Origin of the sequence: Pusillibacter faecalis (assembly GCF_018408705.1) — a bacterium.
Lineage (GTDB): Bacteria > Bacillota > Clostridia > Oscillospirales > Oscillospiraceae > Oscillibacter > Oscillibacter faecalis.
In genome coordinates this window covers 481,834-505,189 of the sequence record NZ_AP023420.1, presented here as the reverse complement: position 1 = coordinate 505,189, position 23,356 = coordinate 481,834, and the positions used below count along the sequence as shown (strand labels likewise).

The 23,356-nt window shown below is 56.4% G+C and carries 21 protein-coding genes; 20 read left to right on the top strand and 1 reads right to left on the bottom strand.

Annotation, left to right across the window (positions count from 1 at the left end):
- Positions 1 to 12 precede the first annotated feature (12 nt).
- From KJS55_RS02570 to KJS55_RS02475, 20 genes are all read left to right on the top strand, one after another.
- A complete protein-coding gene (locus KJS55_RS02570) occupies positions 13 to 1,815 on the top strand; it encodes an ABC transporter ATP-binding protein (protein ID WP_055181031.1) in 1,803 nt (600 codons plus the stop codon).
- On the top strand, positions 1,812 to 3,560 hold the full coding sequence (locus tag KJS55_RS02565) for an ABC transporter ATP-binding protein (protein ID WP_180956902.1): 1,749 nt from the start codon (positions 1,812 to 1,814) through the stop codon (positions 3,558 to 3,560). Before KJS55_RS02570 ends, KJS55_RS02565 begins: the two co-directional genes overlap by 4 nt.
- 198 nt (positions 3,561 to 3,758) lie before the next feature.
- The gene (locus KJS55_RS02560; protein WP_055181033.1) at positions 3,759 to 4,376 is read left to right on the top strand and encodes a TetR/AcrR family transcriptional regulator; all 618 of its coding nucleotides are present in this window, start codon (positions 3,759 to 3,761) and stop codon (positions 4,374 to 4,376) included.
- Positions 4,377 to 4,561: 185 nt separating this feature from the next.
- Positions 4,562 to 5,194, top strand: coding sequence for an L-2-amino-thiazoline-4-carboxylic acid hydrolase (locus tag KJS55_RS02555; protein WP_050624315.1), 633 nt, complete (start codon positions 4,562 to 4,564; stop codon positions 5,192 to 5,194).
- A complete protein-coding gene (locus tag KJS55_RS02550; protein ID WP_050624316.1) occupies positions 5,178 to 5,777 on the top strand; it encodes an MptD family putative ECF transporter S component in 600 nt (199 codons plus the stop codon). The genes KJS55_RS02555 and KJS55_RS02550 overlap by 17 nt, the downstream gene beginning before the upstream one ends.
- Positions 5,777 to 6,472, top strand: coding sequence for an energy-coupling factor transporter transmembrane component T family protein (locus KJS55_RS02545; protein ID WP_055181035.1), 696 nt, complete (start codon positions 5,777 to 5,779; stop codon positions 6,470 to 6,472). Before KJS55_RS02550 ends, KJS55_RS02545 begins: the two co-directional genes overlap by 1 nt.
- Entirely contained in the window at positions 6,469 to 7,854 is a 1,386-nt protein-coding gene (locus KJS55_RS02540) for an ABC transporter ATP-binding protein (RefSeq protein WP_055181036.1), read from the top strand. Before KJS55_RS02545 ends, KJS55_RS02540 begins: the two co-directional genes overlap by 4 nt.
- Before the next feature lie 19 nt (positions 7,855 to 7,873).
- Positions 7,874 to 8,290, top strand: coding sequence for a metal-dependent transcriptional regulator (locus KJS55_RS02535; RefSeq protein ID WP_055181038.1), 417 nt, complete (start codon positions 7,874 to 7,876; stop codon positions 8,288 to 8,290).
- 213 nt (positions 8,291 to 8,503) lie between these two features.
- On the top strand, positions 8,504 to 9,118 hold the full coding sequence (locus KJS55_RS02530) for a TetR/AcrR family transcriptional regulator (RefSeq protein ID WP_006573116.1): 615 nt from the start codon (positions 8,504 to 8,506) through the stop codon (positions 9,116 to 9,118).
- A gap of 70 nt (positions 9,119 to 9,188) precedes the next feature.
- Positions 9,189 to 9,782 (top strand): MptD family putative ECF transporter S component, encoded by a 594-nt coding sequence (locus KJS55_RS02525; protein ID WP_055181040.1) that lies wholly within the window; start codon positions 9,189 to 9,191, stop codon positions 9,780 to 9,782.
- Positions 9,783 to 9,816: 34 nt separating this feature from the next.
- Positions 9,817 to 11,574, top strand: a complete 1,758-nt coding sequence (locus tag KJS55_RS02520) for an ABC transporter ATP-binding protein (protein ID WP_055181042.1) — start codon at positions 9,817 to 9,819, stop codon at positions 11,572 to 11,574.
- A complete protein-coding gene (locus tag KJS55_RS02515) occupies positions 11,575 to 13,305 on the top strand; it encodes an ABC transporter ATP-binding protein (RefSeq protein WP_055181044.1) in 1,731 nt (576 codons plus the stop codon). It begins immediately after the preceding gene.
- Positions 13,306 to 13,595: 290 nt separating this feature from the next.
- Positions 13,596 to 14,498 (top strand): LysR family transcriptional regulator, encoded by a 903-nt coding sequence (locus KJS55_RS02510; protein ID WP_055181046.1) that lies wholly within the window; start codon positions 13,596 to 13,598, stop codon positions 14,496 to 14,498.
- A gap of 118 nt (positions 14,499 to 14,616) precedes the next feature.
- Positions 14,617 to 16,230 (top strand): nickel ABC transporter substrate-binding protein, encoded by a 1,614-nt coding sequence (gene nikA / locus KJS55_RS02505; protein WP_055181048.1) that lies wholly within the window; start codon positions 14,617 to 14,619, stop codon positions 16,228 to 16,230.
- Positions 16,231 to 16,404: 174 nt separating this feature from the next.
- On the top strand, positions 16,405 to 17,343 hold the full coding sequence (gene opp1B / locus KJS55_RS02500) for a nickel/cobalt ABC transporter permease (RefSeq protein WP_055181050.1): 939 nt from the start codon (positions 16,405 to 16,407) through the stop codon (positions 17,341 to 17,343).
- A 3-nt stretch (positions 17,344 to 17,346) separates the two neighbouring features.
- Entirely contained in the window at positions 17,347 to 18,171 is an 825-nt protein-coding gene (gene opp1C, locus KJS55_RS02495) for a nickel/cobalt ABC transporter permease (RefSeq protein WP_055181053.1), read from the top strand.
- Positions 18,168 to 19,001, top strand: coding sequence for an ABC transporter ATP-binding protein (locus KJS55_RS02490; protein WP_055181055.1), 834 nt, complete (start codon positions 18,168 to 18,170; stop codon positions 18,999 to 19,001). The genes opp1C and KJS55_RS02490 overlap by 4 nt, the downstream gene beginning before the upstream one ends.
- Positions 18,994 to 19,797 carry an ABC transporter ATP-binding protein gene (locus KJS55_RS02485; RefSeq protein ID WP_055181057.1) on the top strand — a complete coding sequence of 268 codons (804 nt, stop codon included), beginning with the start codon at positions 18,994 to 18,996 and terminating at the stop codon, positions 19,795 to 19,797. Before KJS55_RS02490 ends, KJS55_RS02485 begins: the two co-directional genes overlap by 8 nt.
- Positions 19,794 to 20,726, top strand: a complete 933-nt coding sequence (locus KJS55_RS02480) for a M14 family metallopeptidase (protein ID WP_055181059.1) — start codon at positions 19,794 to 19,796, stop codon at positions 20,724 to 20,726. Before KJS55_RS02485 ends, KJS55_RS02480 begins: the two co-directional genes overlap by 4 nt.
- Positions 20,713 to 22,050 carry an MATE family efflux transporter gene (locus KJS55_RS02475; RefSeq protein WP_055181061.1) on the top strand — a complete coding sequence of 446 codons (1,338 nt, stop codon included), beginning with the start codon at positions 20,713 to 20,715 and terminating at the stop codon, positions 22,048 to 22,050. Before KJS55_RS02480 ends, KJS55_RS02475 begins: the two co-directional genes overlap by 14 nt.
- 169 nt (positions 22,051 to 22,219) lie before the next feature.
- Here KJS55_RS02475 and KJS55_RS02470 read toward each other — a convergent pair whose 3' ends face one another.
- A complete protein-coding gene (locus KJS55_RS02470) occupies positions 22,220 to 23,200 on the bottom strand; it encodes a helix-turn-helix domain-containing protein (RefSeq protein WP_055181063.1) in 981 nt (326 codons plus the stop codon).
- Positions 23,201 to 23,356 lie beyond the last annotated feature (156 nt).

Here is a 23,356-nt window from a genome sequence, read left to right as displayed (position 1 = left end):
GGAGCGACCCATATGAAAGAAAAAACGAAAAAAGAAAAACAGGGCCATGCCCGCCTGTTTGAGCTGGCCGGTGCGCGGAAAAACAAGCTGACGCTGGCCTGCCTTTTGTCTGTCCTCTCCTCCGCGGCGCGGATTGTGCCGTTTTTCACCATCTACGGCGTGGTGGTGGAGCTGCTGGCCCATTACACGGCTCCGGCGGAGGCAGACCAGGGGAAAATTCTTGCCCTCTGTGCCATTACCTTCGGCGCGGCGCTGGTCTATGGCGTCTGCGCTTACGCTTCCTCAGCAATTTCCCATACGGCGGCCTATGAGATCATTTATGAACTGCGCCTCCAGCTGATGGAAAAGCTCTCCCGTATCTCCTCCGGCTACTTTACCGGCACCACCCAGGGGGCCATCAAAAAGATTGTCTCCGATGACTCCGACCAGATTGAAGCGTTCCTGGCCCACCATCTGTGCGAAATCGCTGCGGCGATAGCCACGCCGGTGTTCACCCTGCTGTACCTGTTTTTCATGGATTGGAGGCTGGCGCTGGTGACGCTGCTGCCCATCTGCATCTCCCTCTGGATGCTGTCCTCCTGTCTCAGACAGCCGGACAAGGCGGCCCTTCAAGCAGAACTTCACGATGCCCAGGAGCGGATGCAGGGCACCGTGGTAGAGTACATCCACGGCATGAGTGTGGTGAAGGTGTTCAACCGGACCCTCAGCGCCTTCCGCCGGTACGAGGGCGACCTGAATCACTTCACCGATGTGGTGGAGCGGACGGCACGGGCCAACGCCAGGCCCATGGGCGCCTATTATGCCTTTTTCGGGGCGCAGCTTTTGTTCCTGCTTCCGGCGGCCCTGCTGCTCATCCCCACGGCAGACAGCTATCTGGATTTCCTGCCCGTCATTCTGCTGTTCTTTCTGGTGGGCGGCGGATTGAAGGAGCCGCTGGAAAACATGATGCAGATGGTGATCCTCTCCAGCCGCATCCTGGAGGGCGTCCGCCGCATGGACAACATCCTCCGTCAGCCGGAGCCGGATCAGGAGGGAACCGGAAATCCAACTGCCTTCGATGTGGAATTTTCCAATGTGGAGTTTGCCTATACCAAAGGCATCCCGGTGGTGGATCATGTCTCTTTCCGTCTCCCCCAAGGAACGGTGACAGGGTTGGTCGGCCCCTCCGGCGGCGGGAAGTCCACTCTCGCCCAGCTTCTTCTGCGCTTTTATGAGCCCCAGGCGGGAAGCATCCGAATCGGAGGGGTGGACATCCGGGACATCCCACCGGACCGGCTGGCCGACCTGGTGGCCTATGTGTTTCAGGACTCCGTGCTGTTCACCGACACCATTGAGAACAATATCCGTATGGGCAACACCGCAGCCACCATGGCGGAGGTAGAACAGGCGGCAAAGAACGCAGGCATCCACGAGGTGATCCAGGCGCTTCCCAAAGGCTATCAGACTGTGGTGGGCCGGGACAACGCCTACCTCTCCGGCGGAGAGAAGCAGCGCCTTGCCATCGCCCGGGTCTTTCTGAAGGACGCGCCCATTGTCATTCTGGACGAGGCAACCGCCTACGCCGACGCTGAGAACGAGGCCAAGATCCAGGCCGCCTTTGCAAAGTTGGCGCGGAACAAGACCGTACTGATGATTGCACACCGGCTGAAAACCGTGGAGCGGGCGGATCAGCTCCTGGTCATGGAGCGGGGGCGGCTGGTGGGCGCCGGCACCCACGAAAAACTGTTGGATTCCTGTGCGACCTATCAAAAGCTGGTGGAGGCCAATCAGCGGCGGGACCGCTGGAGTATCGGGAAAGGAGTGGTACGGGCATGAAAATCAAAGAATGGTTTCAGATGATGACCCTGGGCCAGCCGTATAAATATCTGCGGCTCATGCTCTGGTGTCTGTTTGACAGTATTGTGATGTCCATTCCCTACGGCCTGATGCTGGGGGCGGTCTACTATCTGCTGGCCCCCCTGGCCCAGCCGGGGACGGCTCTTCCGACAACCGCCCTCTGGCTTTTGGTGGGAGGTTTCCTGGCCCAGTTGATCGCCTACTTCTTTATCCGGCTGAAAACCTACATCGACGCCAGCACCGGCTATGCCGGCATCATCAAGGACTCTCAGATCACCCTGGGCGAACACCTGCGGCAGCTCTCCATGGGCTTTTACTCCGCCCGTGACGCAGGAGACCTGTCCACTGTCCTGCTGCGGGACTATCAGACGGTGGGAGACCTGTCCCAGCAGATGCTCCCCCAGGTGGCGGTCATCCTGATCCGCTTCGTTCTGGCCGCTGTGCTGTTGGCGGCGTTTGACTGGCGGATGACGCTGGCCGTCTTTCTGGTCATCCCGCTGGCGCTCCCGTTCGCGTTCCTGAGCCTGCGCCGGATGGGACGAATCAGCGCGGATCTGCAAAATGCCCAGCGGGAAGTGGCGTCCGGAATCCTGGAATATGTCAGCGGCATCCAGACCCTGCGGGCCTTCCATATGGCGGGCGCCCAGTTCCAGAGCCTGAAGCGTTCCTTTGAGCGGGAGCGCAGCGCAGCCATCCACATGGAGACAGGGGCGGCGGCTCCGGTGAGTATGCTGGGTCGGTTTGTCCTCAGTTGCGGTATCGGCCTCGTGATGCTGACGGGGGCGTTTCTGCTGACCCGCGGGGAGTTGGAGCCCTTCTATTATCTGGCGTTTTTGATCCTGACACTCACTATCTACGAGCCGGTGCTGACCCTGTTTACCTTTATTGCGGACTTCTCCCGCACCCGCCGCAGCGGGGAGCGCATCCAGGCGCTGTTCCAGGAGAGGCCTCTGCCGGAGCCGGAGGTCAGCCAGACCCCACAGGGGACGGATATTACCTTCGAGCATGTCTCATTTGCCTACGGGGAAAAAGAAGTGCTCCATGACATTTCCCTCCAGTTCCCGGCCCGGAGCGTTACTGCCCTGGTGGGGCCCTCCGGCTCCGGCAAGTCCACTGTCACCCGGCTGGCCGCCCGATTCTGGGATGTGACCGGGGGCGCTGTGCGGCTGGGCGGCGTGGATGTGCGGGATATGAGAACGGACGAGATACTGGGACGGATCAGCGTGGTCTTTCAGGATGTCTACCTCTTTCACGATTCAATAGAGGCCAACATCCGTATGGGAAAGCCGGATGCCACCATGGAGGAGATCATGGAAGCGGCGAAAGCGGCGGCCTGCCACGACTTCATCATGGCTTTGCCCGATGGCTACCAAACCATCGTGGGAGAGGGCGGCTCTACACTCTCCGGCGGTGAGAAGCAACGCATTTCGATTGCAAGGGCGCTTTTGAAGGATGCGCCCATCGTCCTGCTGGACGAGGCAACCGCATCCCTCGACCCTGAGAATGAGGTATTGATCCAGCAGGCGATCTCCGCTCTGGTAGCGGAAAAGACGGTCATCGTCATTGCCCACCGGCTTCAGTCCATTATGAGCGCGGACAACATCATTGTGCTGGAGGACGGCTGGGTGGCCGAGTCGGGAACTCATGAACAGCTTCTGGCCCGGGGCGGCATTTATGCGAATCTCTGGGCGGAACAGAGCCGGGCTGGCATCTGGCGGCTATAAGAATAAAAATATCTGTAGAAATAAAATTGTCCTGCCAAGGCAGGGCAATTTTATTAAGTGAAGGACATATGGCTTTACTTGGTAAGACGAGCCGCCATAGCCAAAAGCATCTACAGAGCCGCATTGACAAACTACATACTTTATGATAATATATCAATGATATATAGCGGCGATATATTGAAAAGAGTTGGTTTCAATATGACTAAGTACACAGAAACACAACGCAAAATCCTTGAAGTAGGAAAAGAAGAATTTTTAGCGAAAGGCTTCAAAGATGCCTCTCTTCGTGGAATTGTCAAGGCGGCCGGTTTTACCCAAGGTGCATTTTACGGCTACTATCCAGACAAGGCGGCTCTCTTTGATGCGTTGGTGTCCGAGGCCGCAGATACGCTGATGGAACAGTTCAAGGCGGCCCAGCGGGCGCATTATGATCTGATTACAGAGGAAAAAACAGCGCAGAGCCAGGAACTGTCGACCGATTATCTGAATTATTTTATCAATTACATTTATGACAATTTCGATGCATTCAAACTGGTGATATGCTGTTCTGAAGGGACTCGATACAGCAACTATGTACATGAACTTGTGGAACTTGAAGTTTCCCAGACGGAAAAGTATTATCAGCAGCTCCGGCAGCTCGGCAAGGTAGAAGGCGTAGTCAATCACGATCTGCATCACATGATTACCAGTGCCTATTTTACGGCTGTTTTTGAAACAGTCGTCCACGACATGAGCCGGGAACAGGCAATAGGGTATGTCAATGAACTGGCAGTCTTTTTTAACTGTGGCTGGAGCGGCCTGTTAAGGCTCAAATGAGCCTTAACTTTTTACAGAAAAGTTAGCGATAACTAACCTCTGAAGAGGAGTTGTTATGAATACCCATATTATCTCCCGCAGCCGAAATACGAACCCAATCACAGTTCTGATGCAGGGACAAAGCGACCAGCAGAGCATACAAAAAATACGGATTAGGCATTTGGCTGGCGGATGGAGGAAACTGTATGGATGACAAAAGTATAGAAAAGTTGCTGAAGAAAAGCAAACTGGCCTCAGCGTATGCGATGCTTCCTTCTCCAGAACTGAGGAGGGCGATTGCTATAGAGTATGGGAGGCTGTTAGGAGAAAACGATCTGTCTGATCCAATGCTGGCCGGGCATCTCAGGACTTCCATTCTTCCGGCCGTTGCATTCCACCGCTGTCTGCAAGAATATGGATATACCCAATCTGCCTCCCTCATGGCAATTCGTGCTGCGGTATTGAAAACTGCCAAACCCATGGCAAATATTTTTCAGGGGATGGGAAGACTGCCTTTCTTTTTCTCAATTTTCCGTATCATGTGCTCTATTTCCACGAAACACAGCTTTGGCCCGAAAGGATGGGTATTTGAGTGGAAACGGAATGATGCGTATGCAATCGAATGGGACTGCCGCTCCTGCCTGTATGTCGATGTGTTTCGCCGATACAGTGTGCCGGAGCTGGCACCCATTTTCTGCGAAAGTGATGATGTAATGTATGGGAACATCCCCGGTGTTCGATGGGGCAGGGACCAGACCATCGGCGGAGGAGATAAGGTATGCAATTTCTGCTTTTATAACGAGAAAAAGGAGGGCCTTCAAAATGAAACAGGCAAATAAATGGACGGTCAAGGATGTAATCACAACGGTGCTGCTGACCGTACTGCTCATTGTCATCCAGATGGTCGTCAACATGGTCTGCATGGTAAATGATTTCGTCAGCATGGTACTGTCGGTGGGCTTCACAATGCTGCTCTGCGCACCGGTTTATTTCCTGATGGTCAGCCGGATCCATAAGCGTTTTGTTTCCTTGATCTACATGACGATCCTAGGCTGCGTATTCCTAATCATGGGCAACTGGTATCTGCTGCCCTATTACATCGTCGTCGGCCTCATCTGCGAGGCGATCCTTTGGAAAAACGGCTGGGAGTCGAAGGGGAAAATGACGGCTGCATGGACGATCTCAAGCCTTCTGTACAATGGAGTCAATCTTCTGCCCATCTGGTTCTTCTGGGACACTTATGAAGCCTTCGCCCTCTCCAGCGGCATGGAGCAAAGTTACATTGATTCCTTTGTCCGCTATTACACCTCAGCGGGATGGCTTGCGGCGATCATTCTCTTCACGGTTATCTGCGGCTTCCTCGGCAGTATGATTGGCGGCAAATTGATTCAGAAGCACTTCAAAAAGGCGGGCGTACTCTGATGCGGCGCAGCCACCTTGCCGTCCTGACGAAATTATGGGCGCTACTCTGTGTGACTGTTGGAGTATCTCTGACCTCCAACGCTGTACTGACCTGTACCTTGACCCTGCTCGGTTTTACATACCTGGGGTTTCAGCGAAATTGGCGGCTTCTGCGTTCTTTTGGGGTGTTTTATCTCCTGTTGGCAGTTCTCTTGTATCTAATTCGTTTCCACGGATTCCATATGGCGATCTTCTCGGAATTCTATGTGCTGATGCTCTGGAACCTGTCTCCGGTTTTCCTTGCGGCCTGGGATCTCATTACCACGCCCCCCGGTGAGCTCGCGGCGTTTTTCTCCCGCATTCATATGCCCACGCCTGTGATCCTTGGACTCTTAGTCGTATTCCGTTTTTTTCCTACCATGAGGAGTGAAGTAAAAAGCGTGGGGCGCTCCATGCGCAACCGTGGGCTGACGGCTCCGGCGCAGCTTGTACGCCATCCGGCGGTATCCTGTGAGTATGTGCTTGTCCCCCTACTTTTGCGATGCCTGCAGATTGCCGACCAGTTGGCGGTTTCTGCCGTGGCCAGGGGCGCGGAGTATCCGGGCAAGCGGGGCAGTTATTATGGGAAAAGACTCGGAGCGCCCGACTATATTTGGTCTGGCGTTTGGACGGCCGCAACCACCGTGTTTCTCGCTGTAGGGGGTGTTCGCATATGATAAGTCTGGGGAATGTGACCTTTCAATATGCGGGCTGCGAGGAGGGGGTAAGGAATATAGACCTCACCATCCGCGACGGGGAATGTGTTGTATTGACCGGTCCCTCCGGTGGAGGAAAGACAACGCTGACCAGACTGATCAACGGCCTTGCTCCCGCCTATTATCCGGGGAAGCTGACCGGAAGCCTCCGGCTTGATGAAACAGAGCTCACCACAATGCCAAGCTGGCGCATAGGGCAGGAAATAGGAAGCGTGTTTCAGGACCCGAAAAGCCAGTTTTTCTCCTCAGAACTGGCGGGAGAGGTTGCCTTTGCCTGCGAGAACTGCGGTATGTCCACGGAAGAAATACGGCGGCGCACCGATGAAGCCATTGTTGCGCTTGGACTGGAACGGCTGCGGGAGCGGCCACTGGACGTTCTGTCCAGCGGGGAGAAGCAGCGGACGGCGATTGCGTCTGTTTACGCCTTGCGGCCTCGCGTTTATGTCTGCGACGAGCCCACGGCGAATTTAGACAATGAGGGGACTACACAGCTTGCGGAAATCCTGAGGAAGTTGAAGACGGAGGGCAATACGCTCGTGATTGCTGAACATCGTCTGGCTTGGCTTCAGGGGATTACCGACCGATATATCTACATTTCCGATGGTGCGATCCAGTGGGAAAAGACTGCGGCGCAGATGCAGGCGCTTACCTGGGAAGAACGCCAAACCTATGGGTTGCGGGAGATCACCGAAGGAAAGTGGACACCGCCTGTACCTGTAAAACCGGAGCAGAATCCTATGCTCTCGGCGCTCCGCCTGTCCTGCAGGCGGAAGAAAAACTGGATTTTTTCAGAGCTGAATTTTTCACTGTACAGCGGACAAATCACTGCTTTGAATGGGAAAAATGGCGCAGGGAAGACCAGCTTGGCCATGGTGCTGACGGGACTTTGGAAACAGAGCTCTGGAGAAATCCAAATCGAGGGGAAACGCCTTGCGGCAGGAAAGCGCCGCAGAGCCGTATGGTACAACTCCAACGATACGGGCACGCAATTTTTTACAAACAGCGTCACGGAAGAACTGCTGCTTTATTCAGACTACGCTCCGGAACGGCTGGAGCGGGCCAGAACATTGCTGAAAAAGCTGGGCTTGTATGCGTACAAGGACACACACCCAGCCGCTCTTTCCGGCGGGCAGAAACAGCGGCTCTCCATCGCCTGCGGCATTTTGTCGGATCGTGGTATTCTTATCTTCGATGAGCCAACCAGCGGGCTTGATGGCGGCAATATGGGGATTGTCGCAGATGTGTTCCGTACAGAAGCGGAAGCCGGAAAAACAATTCTTGTGATTACCCATGACAGGGAACTGATGCACCGTTGCTGCGATGATGTCGTTACGCTTGCATAGCATTTTCAAGGAGGACTACATGGAGAAAAAAAGATCTGCCACAGCGTCTGGAGAGGACTATTTGGAGGCTGTATTGGTGCTCCAAAAAGAAAAAGGTATGGTGCGCTCTGTGGATGTGGCCCGGCATATGGGAGTCTCCAAACCCAGCGTATGCCATGCGGTAGTTACCTTGAAAAAGGGCGGTTTTCTCACTATGGATGAGGACCTCTTTCTCCGCTTGACCGATATAGGCCGAGAGGTAGCAGAGCAGACCTATGAAAAGCACTGCTTCTTCACCCATCTGCTGATGGAGGCTGGCGTGGAGCCAGAAATAGCGGAACAGGAAGCTTGCCGAATAGAGCATGTGATCAGCGAGGACAGTTTTCAGAAATTGGCCAACCTGTATCAGAGGAGACCTTCAAATGCAAGGTCAATAGAGGACGAGGGGGAAATTTGATGTGGAAACAGGTCCTTCTGATTGATGATGGATTGCTGTAATAGTATTTCTTCTTAAAAACCGCAGTTGCCCTAAATGGGTGCCTGCGGTTTTTTTCATCGGGTCTATCTGTCTGTGTATGGCGATGAGAACAAGACGCTTGACAGGCTGAACACTGCGTGCTATATTGTAAACATCGTTAGCGAACAACGATAACAAAGAAAGGAGGCAAGTATGCCGAAGGACAAGACGGAAACCCACGAACGGATCATACCGGCCGCCATGAAGATCTTTCTGGAAAAAGGCTTTGAAAAGGCCACCATGCGGGAGATCGCGGAGGAGGCGGGCATCACCGCCGCCGGACTGTACCGCCACTTTGTAGACAAGGAGGCCATGTTCGCCGCCCTGGTGGAGCCGGTACTCTCTGAACTTCAGAAGTGGTGTGAGCGGACGCGGCAGGTGGACTATGACTTTCTGGAGCAGGGCGACCTGGATGCCATGTGGGATTCAGGCAATGATTTGGGCCTGGTGGTGGAACAGATCTATTCCCATTTCAACGAGTTCAAGCTGCTGCTTTGCTGTTCTGCCGGGACCAAGTACGCCTGGTTTCTCCACGATATTGTGGTTATGGAGCAGCAGGAGACGCTGGCCTACATGGAGGAAGCGAAGAAGCATGGCGTCCCGGTAAAAGAAGTGGACCCCAAAGAACTCCATCTGCTTATGACCGCCTATACCAACGCCCTCTTTGAAGTGGTAGTCCATGACTTCACCAAGGAGGAGGCCCTGCACTACCTGGATACGATGCACCAGTTCTTCATTCCCGGCTGGCGGGCCATCCTGGGGCTTTGAACAGCCCCTTTTTTCTACATTTGAGTTAGCGAAAACTAACTAAAATCCACAACAGGAGGTGCGTATGTAAATGAAGCGTGTATGGACGGCCAGGAGCCTTGCTGCCGTGCTCGGCGGGTCCCTGCTCTATTTCCTGATCACGGTGCTGGTGATGATGTGTGGGTCATTTTCCCCCTTGTTCTGGGTCTTTCTCCCGGCCATCACCGCCGCCGCATCGGGGTGGCTGTATCTGTATCTGGCGGCCCGAACGCCCCGGTTTGGGGTACCGGTACTCATGAACTTAGTGGTGCTTCTGCTGTTCCTGGCGGCGGGTGAGCTGTCCGGCTGGATGGCGGTGACGCTGGCGGCCGGAGCGGTGCTGGCGGAGCTGGTGCGGCGGCTGGGCGGGTATGAGAGCCTGCGGGCCGCCCGCTGGAGCTTTCTCCCGCTGGCCTTCAGCTCCAGCGGGAGTCCACTCTACATTTGGATCGACCCGGCCCGGACGGCAGCCAGCGCCGCGGAAGAGATGTCCCCAGCCTATGCCGCGGCGGTGGAGGGGCTTGCCACGCCGGGGATGCTGGTCCTGATGCTGGCGGCCATCATCGTGGGAGCCGCCATCGGCGCATGGCTTGGGAGCCCGCTTTGGAAACGCGGTCAGGCCCGAATCCATATCAGAAAAGCATGAGCCGTATCGGAATACGGCGGAAAGGAAGTGCAGAATGAAAACAAAACGGGAAAATCCCCTGAAAGTCCTCTTTTCCTTCTCTGGAGAGGCCAGGGGAAAAATGACTGGCTCGGTGATCCTGGCCTTTATCGGAGAGATGTTCGGCATGGCCCCCTATTTTGTGGTGACCCTGCTGGCGAAGGAGCTGTATGAGGGCACTGCCACGGTGGAACGGGCGGCGGTCATGGCGGTGACGGCGGCGGTGTGCATGTGCCTGCGGGCGTGGCTTACCGGCCTGTCCTCCATGCGCAGCCATACAGTTTCCTTCACCATCCTGAAGAACATCCGGTGCGCTCTGGCGGATAAAATGGCGAAGGTCCCCATGGGCGTCATGCTGGAGACCCCCTCCGGCACCTTCAAGACTTTGATGGTGGACAATGTGGGGCGGCTGGAGGACATCATCGCCCACATGGTGCCGGAGCTGCCCTCCAACCTGGCCGGGCCGGTTTTCAGCATCATCCTGGTGTTCGTTCTGGACTGGCGGATGGGGCTGGCCGCCTTCATTACCGTCCCCCTGAGCCTGGTGTTCGCCGTGTGCATGATGCGGGGGTACAAGGAGAAGATGGCCGTCTACCTGCGCTCGGGCAACGAGATGAATGCCGCCCTGGTGGAGTATGTGGGCGGCATCCAGGTCATCAAGGCGTTCGGGCAGGGGAGCAAGAGCTTCGGGGAGTTCTCCCGGTCGGTAAACTTTTTCCACGACAGCACCCTGGCCTGGTGGCGGCAGAGCTGGTTCTGGATGGCGGGCTTCAAGGCGGTGCTCCCCTCCACTTTACTGGGCACGCTGCCCGTGGGAGCGTGGCTCTATATGCAGGGCACGCTGGAGCTGCCCCTGTTCCTGGCCTGCATCATCATCCCCTTCGGCTTTATGGCCGGGCTCATCAAATTCGGCTTTGCCCTGGGGCAGCTTTCCTACATGGCTCCCAACCTGGACCCCATTCAGGACTTTCTCGCCACGCCGGAGCAGCGCCGGCCTGAAAAGCCGGTGAAGCTGGGAGAGCGTTCCTTCCGTTTTGACCGGGTGTGCTTCTCCTATGATGGGAAGAAGGAGGTCCTCCACGATGTGAACTTTACCGCCCGCACCGGGCAGATCACCGCCATTGTGGGGCCCTCCGGCTCCGGAAAATCCACCATTGCCAAGCTGATGGCCGGCTTCTGGGACGCCACAGGCGGGACGGTCTCCTTCGGCGGGCAGGACATCCAAAATATTCCCTTTGACCAGCTCATGGGGGAGATCAGCTATGTGGCCCAGGACAACTTCCTCTTTGACAGGTCCATCCGGGAGAATATCCGCATGGGTGATCCCAGTGCCACCGACGCGGAGGTGGAAGCTGCGGCCAGGGCCGCCAACTGCCATGACTTTATCATGAATCTGGAGCAGGGGTACGATACCCTGGCCGGAGACGCCGGGGACCGGCTCTCCGGCGGAGAGCGCCAGCGCATTACCATCGCCCGGGCCATGCTCAAAAAGGCGTCCGTCATCATCCTGGACGAGGCAACCGCCTTCGCTGACCCCGAGAGCGAGGCGCAGATCCAACAGGCCATCTCCCGCCTGGTGCGGGGCAAGACCCTGATCGTGGTGGCCCACCGGCTGAACACCATCCAGAACGCGGATCAAATTCTGGTGATCGACCAGGGGCGGCTTGCCGCCTGCGGCCGGCAGGAGGAGCTGCTTAACACCTGCCCCCTGTACCGGACCATGTGGGAGCAGTATCAAAGCACGGCAGCTTTTGCCGGAAAGGAGGCCAACTGAATGTTCCATACCATCAAACGGATTCTGGATATTGCCGGAGACCAGAAAAAATACATCTATGCGGGCATTGTCTGCAACATCCTGAAAACCTTTTCCATGGCCATGATGCTCATGGCGGTCTATGTGGTGATCTCCCATCTGGACAGCCTCACCGCCGAGGTGATCGGACAGGGCCTCGGCATCCTGATCGCCAGCGTGTTCGGCCGCTTCCTGTTCCAGTGGCTGGAGGACATCTCCATGAGCGCCAAGGGCTTCGACATCTTCCGGGACTACCGGCTGGCTATCGGCGAGAAGATGAAAAGCGCCCCTATGGGTTACTTCTCCGACCAGCGCCTGGGCACCATCCAGACCACCCTTACCTCCACGGTGGTGGAGCTGGAGCAGTATTCCATGCTGTTTATCACGGACATCACCGGCGGCGTGTCCATGTCGGTCATCATCATTGTAATGATGATGTTTTTCAGCCCCTGGTTCTCCCTGCTGTCCCTGGCGGGCCTGCTGGTGGGCCTCTATGTGCTGGGAATGGTGCAGAAAGCCGCGGCGGAGCACACCCCAAAGGTGCAGGAGGCGCAGGAGGAGCTGGTCACCCAGTCGCTGGAGTACATCCGGGGCATCGCGGTGCTGCGCTCCTTCTCCCAGACGGTGGGGCAGGACGGCGCGGTGTACCAGTCCTTCCACCGGCGGCAGAAGGCGGCGCTGGATCAGGAGAAGGCAGCCCTGCCCGCCCTGCGGCTCTATATTCTGGTGTTCAAGCTCACCGGCTGCGCCCTCATGTTCCTGTCCACCTTCCTCTACCTGCAGGGGGCCATCTCCCTGACCTACTGCTTTTTGTTCCTGGTGGCGTCCTTTATCCTCTACTCCGAGATGGAGGTCATGGGGGACGGCTCCTTCCTGGACAAGAAGATCGCCACCGAGCTGGACCGGCTGGAGGCGGTGACCAACATCCCCTCCCTGGACCGGACGGACAAGGCCCTCGCTCCCGGCCGCTTCGACATCGAGCTGAAGGATGTATCCTTCTCCTATGGAGGAGGCCGGAAGGTCATCGACCATGTTTCTCTCAAAATCCCCCAGGGGACTACCTGCGCCGTGGTGGGACCGTCCGGCTCTGGAAAGACCACCTTATGCAGCCTGATCGCCCGTTTTTGGGATGTGCAGGAGGGAAGTGTCTGCGTGGGCGGCACGGATGTGAAGGACTGCACCGCCGACAGCCTGCTGAAAAACCTCTCCATGGTCTTCCAAAATGTGTATCTCTTCCACGACTCCATTGAGAACAACATCAAATTCGGCAATCCCAACGCCACTCACGAGCAGGTGGTGGAGGCGGCCAGGCGCGCCCAATGCCACGACTTCATCATGGCGCTGCCCGACGGCTATCATACGATGGTGGGAGAGGGCGGCTCCACCCTCTCCGGCGGCGAGAAGCAGCGGGTCTCCATTGCCCGCGCCATTCTGAAGGACGCCCCCATCGTGATTCTGGATGAGGCGACTTCCAGTGTGGACCCGGAGAACGAGCATCTGCTTTTGGCCGCCATCCGGGAGCTGACGGCGGGCAAAACGCTCATTTCCATCGCCCACCGGCTCTCCACCGTCCGGGACGCGGATCAGATCGTGGTGGTGGACCAGGGACGGATCGTTCAGCAGGGGACTCACGATGCGCTGATGGCTCAGGACGGCCTCTACCGCCGGTTTGTTCAGGTCCGGGAGCAGGCCGAGGGCTGGCGGCTGGAATAACCGGTTTTTTAGGCGTCGTTCTGGAAGGTTGCAGAAAGGCCAGAGGCCGCCGGCATGATGCCGGCGGCCTCTGGCCGCTTACCACCTGCCAGGTCTGCTGCTTGGACATATTGACAATCAGCCATTCAGGAGGAACCCAGCCTATAATTCACCAAAATAAACTGTACCTGATATTTCGGCTATTTTCAAGTTTATATCATCCTGAATGAGAATATATTACTTGTCCGTAAGCGCCTGATATAGTATATTGTGGTTAGCATACGCAAACTGATGGCATGGAGGAACGCGCAATGGAAATGAAACAACTGGAGAGCTTTGTGACCGCCTGCGAACGCGGAAGCATTTCACAAGCTGCGGCTTGCATGTATACCACGCAGCCAAACGTCAGCAAAACCATCCGTACATTGGAGCATGAACTGGGACGGCCCCTTCTGGTCCGGAGCGGGAAGGGCGTACAGCCTACGGTTTATGGGAAGACCGTACTGGAGTATGCGAAGCTGATTCTGAGGGCAACGGCTACGATCTCCTCTTTAGCCGTGCCGGATGAGCAGGACGGTCTGCGGCTGTCCACATATCCTAGCAACATGGTGTCACGCCTGTTGGTAGACTTCTACAAAACCTGGGGACCTCGAATCCATATTGAGCACCATGAGGGCACCGTGGAGGAGATCACCAACCATGTCCACCAGGGGATCTCCGAAGTCGGGATCGTATATGTGGCGCAAAAGCAGACTCCTACATTCCAACACATTCTTTTCCACAAGAAATTGGAATTTGTTCCTCAGAGTGAAAAGAGCATCTGCGTCTATGTAGGACCTCAGCACCCACTGTATCATGCGGAGAGTGTGGACTTTTCAGAACTGCCAAATCTGAAATTCATGCGGGGAGTACGGGATTTCTTTTCCATGGAACATCATCTTGAAACGGTGAGCATGGGAGTCATTGACCAAAGCGTTATGAAGCACGTGATATACAGCGACAGTGACCACTCGATCATCAATTTTCTGCTCCACACGGATGTTTGCAGTCTAGGCCTGAATTTTATGCACCGCCCCTATGAACAATATGATATCAAACCGTTGTCCATCAACGGATGCGAGCCGTTTCTCCAAATCGGCTATGTGCTGGACCCAGAGCGCCCGCTCTCGCCGCAGGCCTCCTGGCTGATAGAGCGGTTCAGGGAAATGCTGTAAGGGCATAACAAATAGTTATGGAATTCCATGAAAAACTGGCCTCTGGTAAGTCTTGACTAACTGCTGTAAAATTACAGACCGTAGTACAAGACTACAATATTTAAGACTGGAGGCATTTATGAAAAGAAGAATTTTTTCTGTGCTGTTGAGCAGCGCTCTGTTGCTGACGGCGCTCGCCGGCTGCGGGCAAGGGGGCGAAGCAGATCCAAGCGGAAGCCCGTCCGACGCAGAGAGTGAAACCGCTACGCGGGACGAGCTGATATTTGTCAACTATCGGGATATCCGGGACCTGAACCCCCACCTGTACGCCGGTGAGATGTACGCCCAGAGTATCCTTTACGATACACTGGTGAGCAATACGGAAGATGGTTATGTGGGTTGTCTGGCAGAGGACTGGACCATCAGCGATGATGGCCGGATCTATACCTTCAATATCCGGGACGGCGTAACCTTCTCCGACGGAACACCCTGCGACGCCAACGCCATTCTGGCCAACTTCAACGCGATTCTGGAAAACCGGGAGCGGCACACCTGGCTGGAGATGATGAACCTGCTGGTGAGCGTTTCGGCGCCGGACAGCGATACTTTTGTCATTGAGATGAGCGAGCCGTACTACCCCATGCTCACCGAGCTGGCTTGCATCCGCCCGTTCGCAATGATTTCCCCTAACTGCATGATCGACGGCAGCACGATGAACGGCGTCAACGGCTATATCGGGACAGGTCCTTATGTGCTCACAGACTTTGTTACCGATGAGTATGCTGTTTTTGAGCGCAATGAGAATTATTGGGGTGAGGCGCCCGCAATTCAGAAGATCACTGTCAAGGTCATCCCCGACAACCAGACACGCATTATGGCCCTGGAGAATGAGGAGATCGACCTGATTTTCGGCAAGAACATGCTGGACGCTGATGCCATCAGCCAGTATGTGGACAGTGACCGGTTCACCGTAAGCCTGTCTGACCCCACCTCCACCCGGCATATTGTGCTGAACACCACCCACGATATTTTGGGAGACGTGGCGGTGCGAAAGGCGCTCCAGCACGCCACAAACCGGCAGGCCATCTCCGAGGGCATTTTCTACGGCCTGGAGCCGGCAGCGGATACCCTTTATTCCCCAACCGTCCCCTACTGTGACGTGGATTTGGAGCCTTATGCTTACGACACCGATGAGGCGGCCCGCCTTCTGGACGAGGCCGGCTGGGTTATGGGAAGCGACGGGGTCCGCGCCAAGAATGGACAGAAACTGGAACTGGACCTCCTCTACAACAGCGACAGCGTTACTGAGAAGACCATTTCCGAGTATCTTCAGAGCGAGTATCTGAAATTGGGCATCTCCCTGAACATCCACGGCGAGGAAGAACAGTCTTATCGTGATAACATGAAAGCCGGTAATTTCGATATGGTGTTCAACATCTGCTGGGGTATGCCTTATGATCCCCAGTCCTCTCTGGCTGCTATGCGGGCCCCGGTGTATGGCGACTACGCTGCACAGCAGGGACTGGAGGACAAGGCGGAGATCGATCAGGCCATCACGGATATCCTCACCTCCACCGATGAGACAGAGCGTCAGGAACTATATGACTTTGTTCTGACCCGGCTCCATGAGGACGCCGTCTACATCCCCTTGACCTATGAAACCAACAAGGCCCTTTATACCTCGGAACTGAAGGGGGTCCACTTCGGCACCGACCAGTATGATGTGGATTTCGCAAGCATGTACTTCGAGTAATCGTCGATGGCATCGGGGCCGCTTCTTTTGAAGCGGCCCTTATGCTGAATTGCTTTCGCTCGCGGGATTTGCTCACGCTTTCCCCAGGCGTGAAGCACACAAGAAACACGTTTGCGAGGCTTCCACAGAAGAAAATCACAATTTTGCAAATATGTAAAAAAGAAAGGGGCATCTATGAAGCGCTATGTGATCCGCCGGCTGCTGATGGCAATCCCCCTGCTGCTGGCGATTTCCTTTGTCTGTTTTGTATTCATCAATATGATCCCCTCAAATCCGGCGGAGGTCGTCCTCCGAATTCAGCAGACGCCCATTATCACAGAGGAGGCGATTGCGGAGATGGAGGAGGCGCTGGGCCTGAACAAACCGTTTCTGGTGCGGTATTTTGACTGGGTCCTGGGCTGTCTTCAGGGAGATTTCGGTATCAGTTATGTCAATCCCGCCCGCACAGTAGCCGGAGAACTGGCCCGCTGCCTGCCAGCCACACTGCAGTTGGCGGCGGCCTCGTTTGTGATCGTGCTGGTGCTGAGCATCCCTATCGGCTTCCTCTGCGCTGTGTATAAGGACGGCTGGTTCGATAAGATTATGCGGGGTTTGGTCTTCATCTCCACCGCCATGCCTGCCTATTGGGTCGGGTTACTCCTGATGTGGGGGATCAGTGTCAAAATGGGGCTTCTACCGACCAACGGAAACGGTACTTGGCAACATATGATACTGCCCGCCTTTACCGTGGCGCTCAGCTACATCTCTACCTATATCCGGCTCATCCGCAACAATATGCTGGAGAATATGAAGCAGGATTATGTACTCTATGCCAATGTCCGGGGATTGCCTCAGCGGTCTATCCTGGTCAAGCATATCCTGAAAAATTCCATGCACACCTGCATTGTCGCCATGGGCATGAGCATCCCTCAGATGATTGCCGGCACCATCGTGGTGGAAAACGTGTTTTCCTGGCCGGGGCTGGGAACGCTGTGCATCAGTTCTATCTTTAATCGTGATTTGCCGGTCATCCAGACTTATGTGCTGTTCATCGGTGTATTGTTCGTGGTATTTAATCTAGTGTTCGACATCCTTCAGACTGTATCCGATCCCAGGCTGAGAAAGGAGAGCTGAGCTATGGGAAAACGCTTTCTGCACAACCGTGCCGCTGTGGTAACGGTGGCTTTTGTCCTCCTGATCGCGCTGATCGGCATTCTTGCCCCGCTCCTGGCGCCGCACGATCCCTATGTTACGGACATCCTCGACAAATTCGCGCCGTACAGCCTGGAATATCCGCTGGGGACTGATCACCTGGGGCGGTGTGTGCTCTCCCGCCTGATTTATGGTATCCGTCCAACACTGGGACTTGCCCTTCTGACCATGCTGGGGACCATCGCGCTGGGCGCGCTGCTGGGCGTTATGGCCGGCTACTTCCGGGGCGTGGTGGAAGAAATCATCATGCGGGTGGTGGACGTGATGCTCTCCTTCCCCAGTCAGATCATGGTGTTCGCCGTGGTGGGCCTTCTGGGGATCAATGTCCAAAATGTCATCATTGCCAATGTGTTCATCAAATGGGCCTGGTATGCCCGTATGATCCGAACCGGCGTTATGCAGTACCGGGACCGGAACTTTGTCCAGTTCTCCCGGTGCGTGGGGATGCCGGAGCGGTTCATCCTGTTCCGCCACCTTTTGCCATCCATCACCTCTGATCTTGCGGTGCTGGCTTCTCTGGATGTGGGCTGGGCCATTATCAATATCTCTACCCTGTCCTTCCTGGGACTCGGCGTGCAGGCCCCCACCCCGGAATGGGGAGCCATGCTCAACGAGGCGAAGGATGTACTCACCAGTAATCCCACCCAGATGATCGCGCCTGGTATTGCTATCGTGGTTCTGGTGTGCTGCTTTAATCTGATGGGTGACGCCCTGCGGGACGTGCTGGACCCCAAGGAGGTGGAGAAATGACCCCGGTTCTGGAATTACAAGATCTCCATGTCCTGCTCTGCGCACGTCGGCATCAGGGGGTGGAGTTGGTGAAGGGAGTTTCCTTCTCGGTATATCCTGGAGAGTGTCTTGGAATCCTTGGGGAGTCCGGAAGTGGAAAATCCATGTCTATGAAAGCGGCGATGGGCCTTTTGGATCATGGATTCCACGTGCTTGGAAGCGCCAAATTCCAGGGAGAAGAACTGCTGGGGAAAAGTGATGAAGAGCTGCGCCGTCTGAGGGGCGGCCAGGTAGGCATCATTCTCCAAAACCCGATGACCTGTTTTGACCCCCTCTACCGGATCGGAGCCCAGATTGCCGAAACCTTTGCGGCCCACAATAACTGGAGCAAGGAGGATATCCTCCAGCGATCTCTGGAGATGCTGGGGAAAATGCGGATTCGTAATCCGGAAGAGGTGTTGGAGAAGTACCCGCATCAGCTCTCCGGCGGAATGCTTCAACGGATCATGATTGGTATCGCAACCGCTATGGAGCCGTCCCTCCTGATCGCGGACGAACCCACCACAGCCATTGACGCCATCACTCAATTTGAGATTCTGGACGAATTGCTGCGGATCAAGCAGGAACACCAGACGGCAATGGTCTTTATCTCTCATGACTTGAACGCTATTTCCCGGGTGGCAGACCGGATCGTAGTCCTCAATCAGGGGCTTGTGGTGGATCAAGGGGATTTCCATCATATTCTCCATCACGCGACCGATTCCTATACCAAGCTGCTGGTGGAGAAGCGGACGGATGTGATGCGCCGGTACAGCCAGGTACTGGGAGGAAAGGAGTGCGCCTATGCTTGAACTGAAAAATATCTGCGTCAGTTTCCGAAGTGAGCGTCAGGACAAGGTGTTCGGACATACCCGTCAGCAGGTGCTCTTTGATGTGTCCCTGAACGTAAAAAGAGGGACTTGCCTCGGTATTTTGGGAGAGTCCGGCAGCGGAAAATCCACTATGGGCCGGGTGCTGTGTGGGCTCCTGAAGCCAGACAGCGGGGAGGCGATTCTGGACGGTGTGTCGGTCTACGCCTCCCGGGCGGGCCGGAGGAACCTGCAAAACAAGCTCAGTGTGGTGTTTCAAGACTACACAACCTCTGCTAATCCCCGCTTCCGTGTCAAAGACATCATTGGCGAGGGCCTGACCGTTCGGGAACGCCGGGAGAGGGGACGGCTGGAGCGAAACAAAGAAACAGCCGCCCTTCTGGAGCTGGTGGGACTTCCTGCTGATTTTGCGGACAGATTTCCCCACGAACTCTCCGGTGGCCAGCTTCAGCGGGTGTGCATCGCCAGGGCGGTGGCCTGTAAGCCAGAGGTCATCCTCTTTGATGAGGCGATCTCCTCCTTGGATGCGCATACCCAGGTCCAGGTGATGGATCTGCTGCAGGACCTGAAGGAAAAACTGGGACTGACCTATGTATTTATCACCCACGACCTGACCTCTATCACTTATCTCTGTGACGATGTGCTGTTCCTTTATCAGGGCCGTGTAACTGAATATCTGCCCGTCAGCCGCATCAGCGAGACCAAGGATGAGTACGCCCGGCGGCTGCTGGAGTCCATTGTGGTATTTGACACCGAGACTTCGGAGGTGGCCGTATGATTTTTTGTGGGACAACACTTTTGCCGGGTGAGCGGAAAAACGTACCGCTCCCGGTACCGGATGCTCCGCCTCTGAATGCAATCTGCCTGTGCGGCGCCGCACGGGGCAGAACACTGGTTGTCACAGGCGGGGTCCATGGGTGCGAATATGTGGGGCCCCAGGCACTGCGCCGCCTGGCTGGAGAACTGGACCCGGCGAGACTGTCGGGGAACGTCATCCTCCTGCCGCTGGCAAATCCCAGCGCCTTCTATGCCGGAGCCAAACAGGTGGTGCCAGAGGACGGCGTCAATTTGAACCGAGCCTTTCCCGGCGATTCTGCGGGCAGCCTTTCCGCTCGATTGGCCTTTGCTCTGGAAACGGCTTTGTACCCGGAAGCCGATTTGCTGGCTGATCTCCACAGCGGAGACTGCAACGAGGCGCTTCATCCATTGGTGTTCTTCCCCACAGCGGGGGAGGAAATGGTCAACCAAGTCTCCCTGGCCGCCGCCAAGGTCCTGACTGTACCCTACCGGGTACGTTCCACTGCGAAGAACGGACTTTACAGCTGGGCGGTGCAGAGGGGCGTTCCCGCCCTGCTGATTGAGCGGGGCGGTCAGGGGCTGTGGTCTGAACAGGAGGTGGACGCCTGCTGTGAGGATGTCCGCTCCCTGCTGCGACATCTGGAGATTATGCCCGGAGGGAACCCGCCGCGGGATCAGCTGGAAATCACAGAAACCTTCTATGCGGAAGCTGAGTCGGAGGGATTTTGGTACCCGGCAGTAGGTTTAGACCAACAGGTCCGAAGGGGAGAACTGCTCGGACATCTGGAGACGCTGTCCGGCCACCGCTTACAAGAGGTTCGGGCCGAGTTTGACGGCATTGTCCTTTACTACACAATCGCCCTGGGCGTCCGGGCGGGAGATCCGCTGATCGCATATGGCCATCCGTAAGGAATTCTGGCGGCTGGCCTGGCCCGCCGCGGCAGAGGGACTGTTGCTGATGCTGCTCACCGCCGCCGACCTGCTGATGGTTTCCTCTCTGGGAAACACAGCGGTGGCGGCGGTCAGTATTTTTTCCCAACCCCGTATGGTGATCCTCTGCGTAACCCGCTCCTACTCTGTTGCACTGAGCGCCTATGTTGCCCGCCGGCGCGGCGAGGATCCGGATGAGTCCCTGACCGCCTGTTCCCGCGCTTCGCTCATGCTGGGGTGCGGTCTCTCGATACTGCTCCTGGTCGGGACCTGGATTGGAGCCGGCCCGCTTCTACAACTGGCCGGTGCACAGGATGACTATATCAGCTTGGCGTTGCGGTATGCCTTTCCCGCCCTGGTGAGTCTGGCATTCTCCGGGCCGGCTATTGTCCTTCACGGCATCTTGGCGGGGCTTGGCGATACCAAAAGCGTGCTTGTGTCCAATGTGCTGGGCAACGGAGTCAATGTCGTCTTCAATGCGCTGCTGATCTACGGCCTTGGTCCATTCCCCAAATTGGGAGTTTTTGGCGCCGGACTTGGAACCGCTATCGGTGCTGGCGCTACGCTGGCCTATACGCTGGCGCTTTTCTTACGGCGGCGGCATCCGGCCACTCTGCGGGGCAGAGGGGACTGGCTGCCGGGACGGGAATACCTCCGCTCCCTGGCTCCCCTTGCCGCGGGCACGTTCCTGGAGCAGGCGGCGGAACGGTTCGGGATGTTCACATTCTCCCGCCTGGTGGCGGATCTGGGCACAGTGGCGCTAAGCGTCCACAACATCTGCGGGAGCCTGTGCGACATTTACTATAGCTTCTCCCAGGGGCTTGGGAAGGCCAGCTTGGTTCAGGCAGGCCAGGCGTTGGGCTCTGGACGGACGTGCAATCTGAAACGGATCGGGGCGGTGTCCCGCCGGGCGGCGCTGTGGACTGGGGGTGCGGCCACGCTGATCTATTTGCTGCTCCGGTCGCCCTTGCTTCGGTTCTACCACTTGGAGGGCAATGACCTGGCTCTGGGCTGTGAGATCATGATCTTTGTGGCTGCTGTCAACATTCCGGAGGCATGGGCTATGGTCCATGCGGGGCTGCTCCGTGGCTTGGGGCATACCAGTTTTGTGGCCCTCTATTCTCTCATCAGTATCGCGGTGGTGCGGCCGATCCTTACCTTCTTTCTGGTTTATGAACTTGGCCTGGGATTATACGGAGCATGGATTGCCCTTACTCTCGATCAAGCAACAAGAGCGGTATGTTCCATGCTGGGAGCGCAGCAGACGATTCGTACCAAGATGAAGGATGGCTCAAATTCATAATCTCCTTGATACTATTGTAGCGTCCTCATATAGATTTTTCTATTACCATAGATATCGGGCGCGATGAGATTGCAAATCATTCACCGGTTCCTTCAGGCTTAGGAGCAAGCCGAGAGCTGGCGGCTGTCTTTCTTCCTGCCTCCTGGCTTTTTCGGTCCGGCGTGTTCTCTCACTCTGCTTCCCGTGGGTGGGAGAACGCCCGGAACGCTGCCGGGCTCTGCCCGGTGCTGCGGCGGAAGAGCTGCGCGAAACGGCTGGGATTCTGATAGCCCACAATTTGAGCGATCTGGCCCACGGGCAGGTCGGTATTTGCCAGCAGCTGCTCCGCACGCTCCATCCGCTGCCCCTGAATATACTGAGTGATGGTGCAGCCGTATCGGGCGTGAAAGGCATCCTTCAGCTTGGAGACGCCCATGCAGCCGATGCGGGCCAGGCGCTCCAGAGGCAGCCGGTCCGCGCAGTGGGCGGTGATGTAGGCCGCCACATCCGCCAGCATCCGCTCATCCTCCTGCGTCAGTGTTCGCCTGGGAGCTGGGTGGGCCCGGTGCCGTTCCACCACCAGCGCCACGGCTTCCGCCACCTTGCCGTCGTAAAAGAGTTTGGCGGCCAGCCCCTCGCCCCGGTAGTCACGGACCTCTTTCAGCAGGCGGACCATCTCCGGGAAGTGGTCGGTCTGGTCCAGAGATTGAAAGGATTCCAACAGGCTTTGAAACTCCTCCGAAAACTGGCGGCGGAGGTAGTCCTGATAGTAAGCCGGAGTGATCTCAATGCCGATGGATACGATGGGGACCCGGCGGTGGATGAGCGCCCGGTAGGGCTCCCGCCCGCCGATGAAGCTCTTGACACAGCCGGACACCAGCCGGCGGCAGGGAGAGAACTCCTCCCCGGAGATGGACTCGTACCAGGTGACGCTCAGGCTCTCCGGCCAGCAAAACTCCAGAAGCTGATCCTCATGAAAATAGAAATCGTGGATTTTGAGCATATAGAGGTCCTGCTGCCCATAGGTCCAGAAATAGCCGCTTCCACCGGGGCCGGCCTGACGCCAGCACAGGCCCATGCTTCCATACCTCCGGTTGTCCGGCTCCGGCACAAAGCCATGCTCCGCCATGGCCCCGGCATATTGCTCATCCAATACATTGCAGCTATACATTCTGACACGCCTCCTCCACCTCAATCGGCCGAATCCATACCCCGATCAGCCGCATGAGCGTGGCACGCCTTGTATCTGTGACAGACAGGGAGTATGCTGTTATTTGGTTAGTATCTGCTAACTAAAATATCATATCCGGCCTGTTCCGTCAAGGCT

What these genes read in the sequence shown, in the direction of transcription:
- KJS55_RS02570 (WP_055181031.1), top strand. Translation starts at nt 13, where the DNA reads ATGAAAGAAAAAACGAAAAAAGAAAAACAGGGCCATGCCCGCCTGTTT.
- KJS55_RS02565 (WP_180956902.1), top strand. Translation starts at nt 1,812, where the DNA reads ATGAAAATCAAAGAATGGTTTCAGATGATGACCCTGGGCCAGCCGTAT.
- KJS55_RS02560 (WP_055181033.1), top strand. Translation starts at nt 3,759, where the DNA reads ATGACTAAGTACACAGAAACACAACGCAAAATCCTTGAAGTAGGAAAA.
- KJS55_RS02555 (WP_050624315.1), top strand. Translation starts at nt 4,562, where the DNA reads ATGGATGACAAAAGTATAGAAAAGTTGCTGAAGAAAAGCAAACTGGCC.
- KJS55_RS02550 (WP_050624316.1), top strand. Translation starts at nt 5,178, where the DNA reads ATGAAACAGGCAAATAAATGGACGGTCAAGGATGTAATCACAACGGTG.
- KJS55_RS02545 (WP_055181035.1), top strand. Translation starts at nt 5,777, where the DNA reads ATGCGGCGCAGCCACCTTGCCGTCCTGACGAAATTATGGGCGCTACTC.
- KJS55_RS02540 (WP_055181036.1), top strand. Translation starts at nt 6,469, where the DNA reads ATGATAAGTCTGGGGAATGTGACCTTTCAATATGCGGGCTGCGAGGAG.
- KJS55_RS02535 (WP_055181038.1), top strand. Translation starts at nt 7,874, where the DNA reads ATGGAGAAAAAAAGATCTGCCACAGCGTCTGGAGAGGACTATTTGGAG.
- KJS55_RS02530 (WP_006573116.1), top strand. Translation starts at nt 8,504, where the DNA reads ATGCCGAAGGACAAGACGGAAACCCACGAACGGATCATACCGGCCGCC.
- KJS55_RS02525 (WP_055181040.1), top strand. Translation starts at nt 9,189, where the DNA reads ATGAAGCGTGTATGGACGGCCAGGAGCCTTGCTGCCGTGCTCGGCGGG.
- KJS55_RS02520 (WP_055181042.1), top strand. Translation starts at nt 9,817, where the DNA reads ATGAAAACAAAACGGGAAAATCCCCTGAAAGTCCTCTTTTCCTTCTCT.
- KJS55_RS02515 (WP_055181044.1), top strand. Translation starts at nt 11,575, where the DNA reads ATGTTCCATACCATCAAACGGATTCTGGATATTGCCGGAGACCAGAAA.
- KJS55_RS02510 (WP_055181046.1), top strand. Translation starts at nt 13,596, where the DNA reads ATGGAAATGAAACAACTGGAGAGCTTTGTGACCGCCTGCGAACGCGGA.
- nikA (WP_055181048.1), top strand. Translation starts at nt 14,617, where the DNA reads ATGAAAAGAAGAATTTTTTCTGTGCTGTTGAGCAGCGCTCTGTTGCTG.
- opp1B (WP_055181050.1), top strand. Translation starts at nt 16,405, where the DNA reads ATGAAGCGCTATGTGATCCGCCGGCTGCTGATGGCAATCCCCCTGCTG.
- opp1C (WP_055181053.1), top strand. Translation starts at nt 17,347, where the DNA reads ATGGGAAAACGCTTTCTGCACAACCGTGCCGCTGTGGTAACGGTGGCT.
- KJS55_RS02490 (WP_055181055.1), top strand. Translation starts at nt 18,168, where the DNA reads ATGACCCCGGTTCTGGAATTACAAGATCTCCATGTCCTGCTCTGCGCA.
- KJS55_RS02485 (WP_055181057.1), top strand. Translation starts at nt 18,994, where the DNA reads ATGCTTGAACTGAAAAATATCTGCGTCAGTTTCCGAAGTGAGCGTCAG.
- KJS55_RS02480 (WP_055181059.1), top strand. Translation starts at nt 19,794, where the DNA reads ATGATTTTTTGTGGGACAACACTTTTGCCGGGTGAGCGGAAAAACGTA.
- KJS55_RS02475 (WP_055181061.1), top strand. Translation starts at nt 20,713, where the DNA reads ATGGCCATCCGTAAGGAATTCTGGCGGCTGGCCTGGCCCGCCGCGGCA.
- KJS55_RS02470 (WP_055181063.1), bottom strand. Translation starts at nt 23,200, where the DNA reads ATGTATAGCTGCAATGTATTGGATGAGCAATATGCCGGGGCCATGGCG.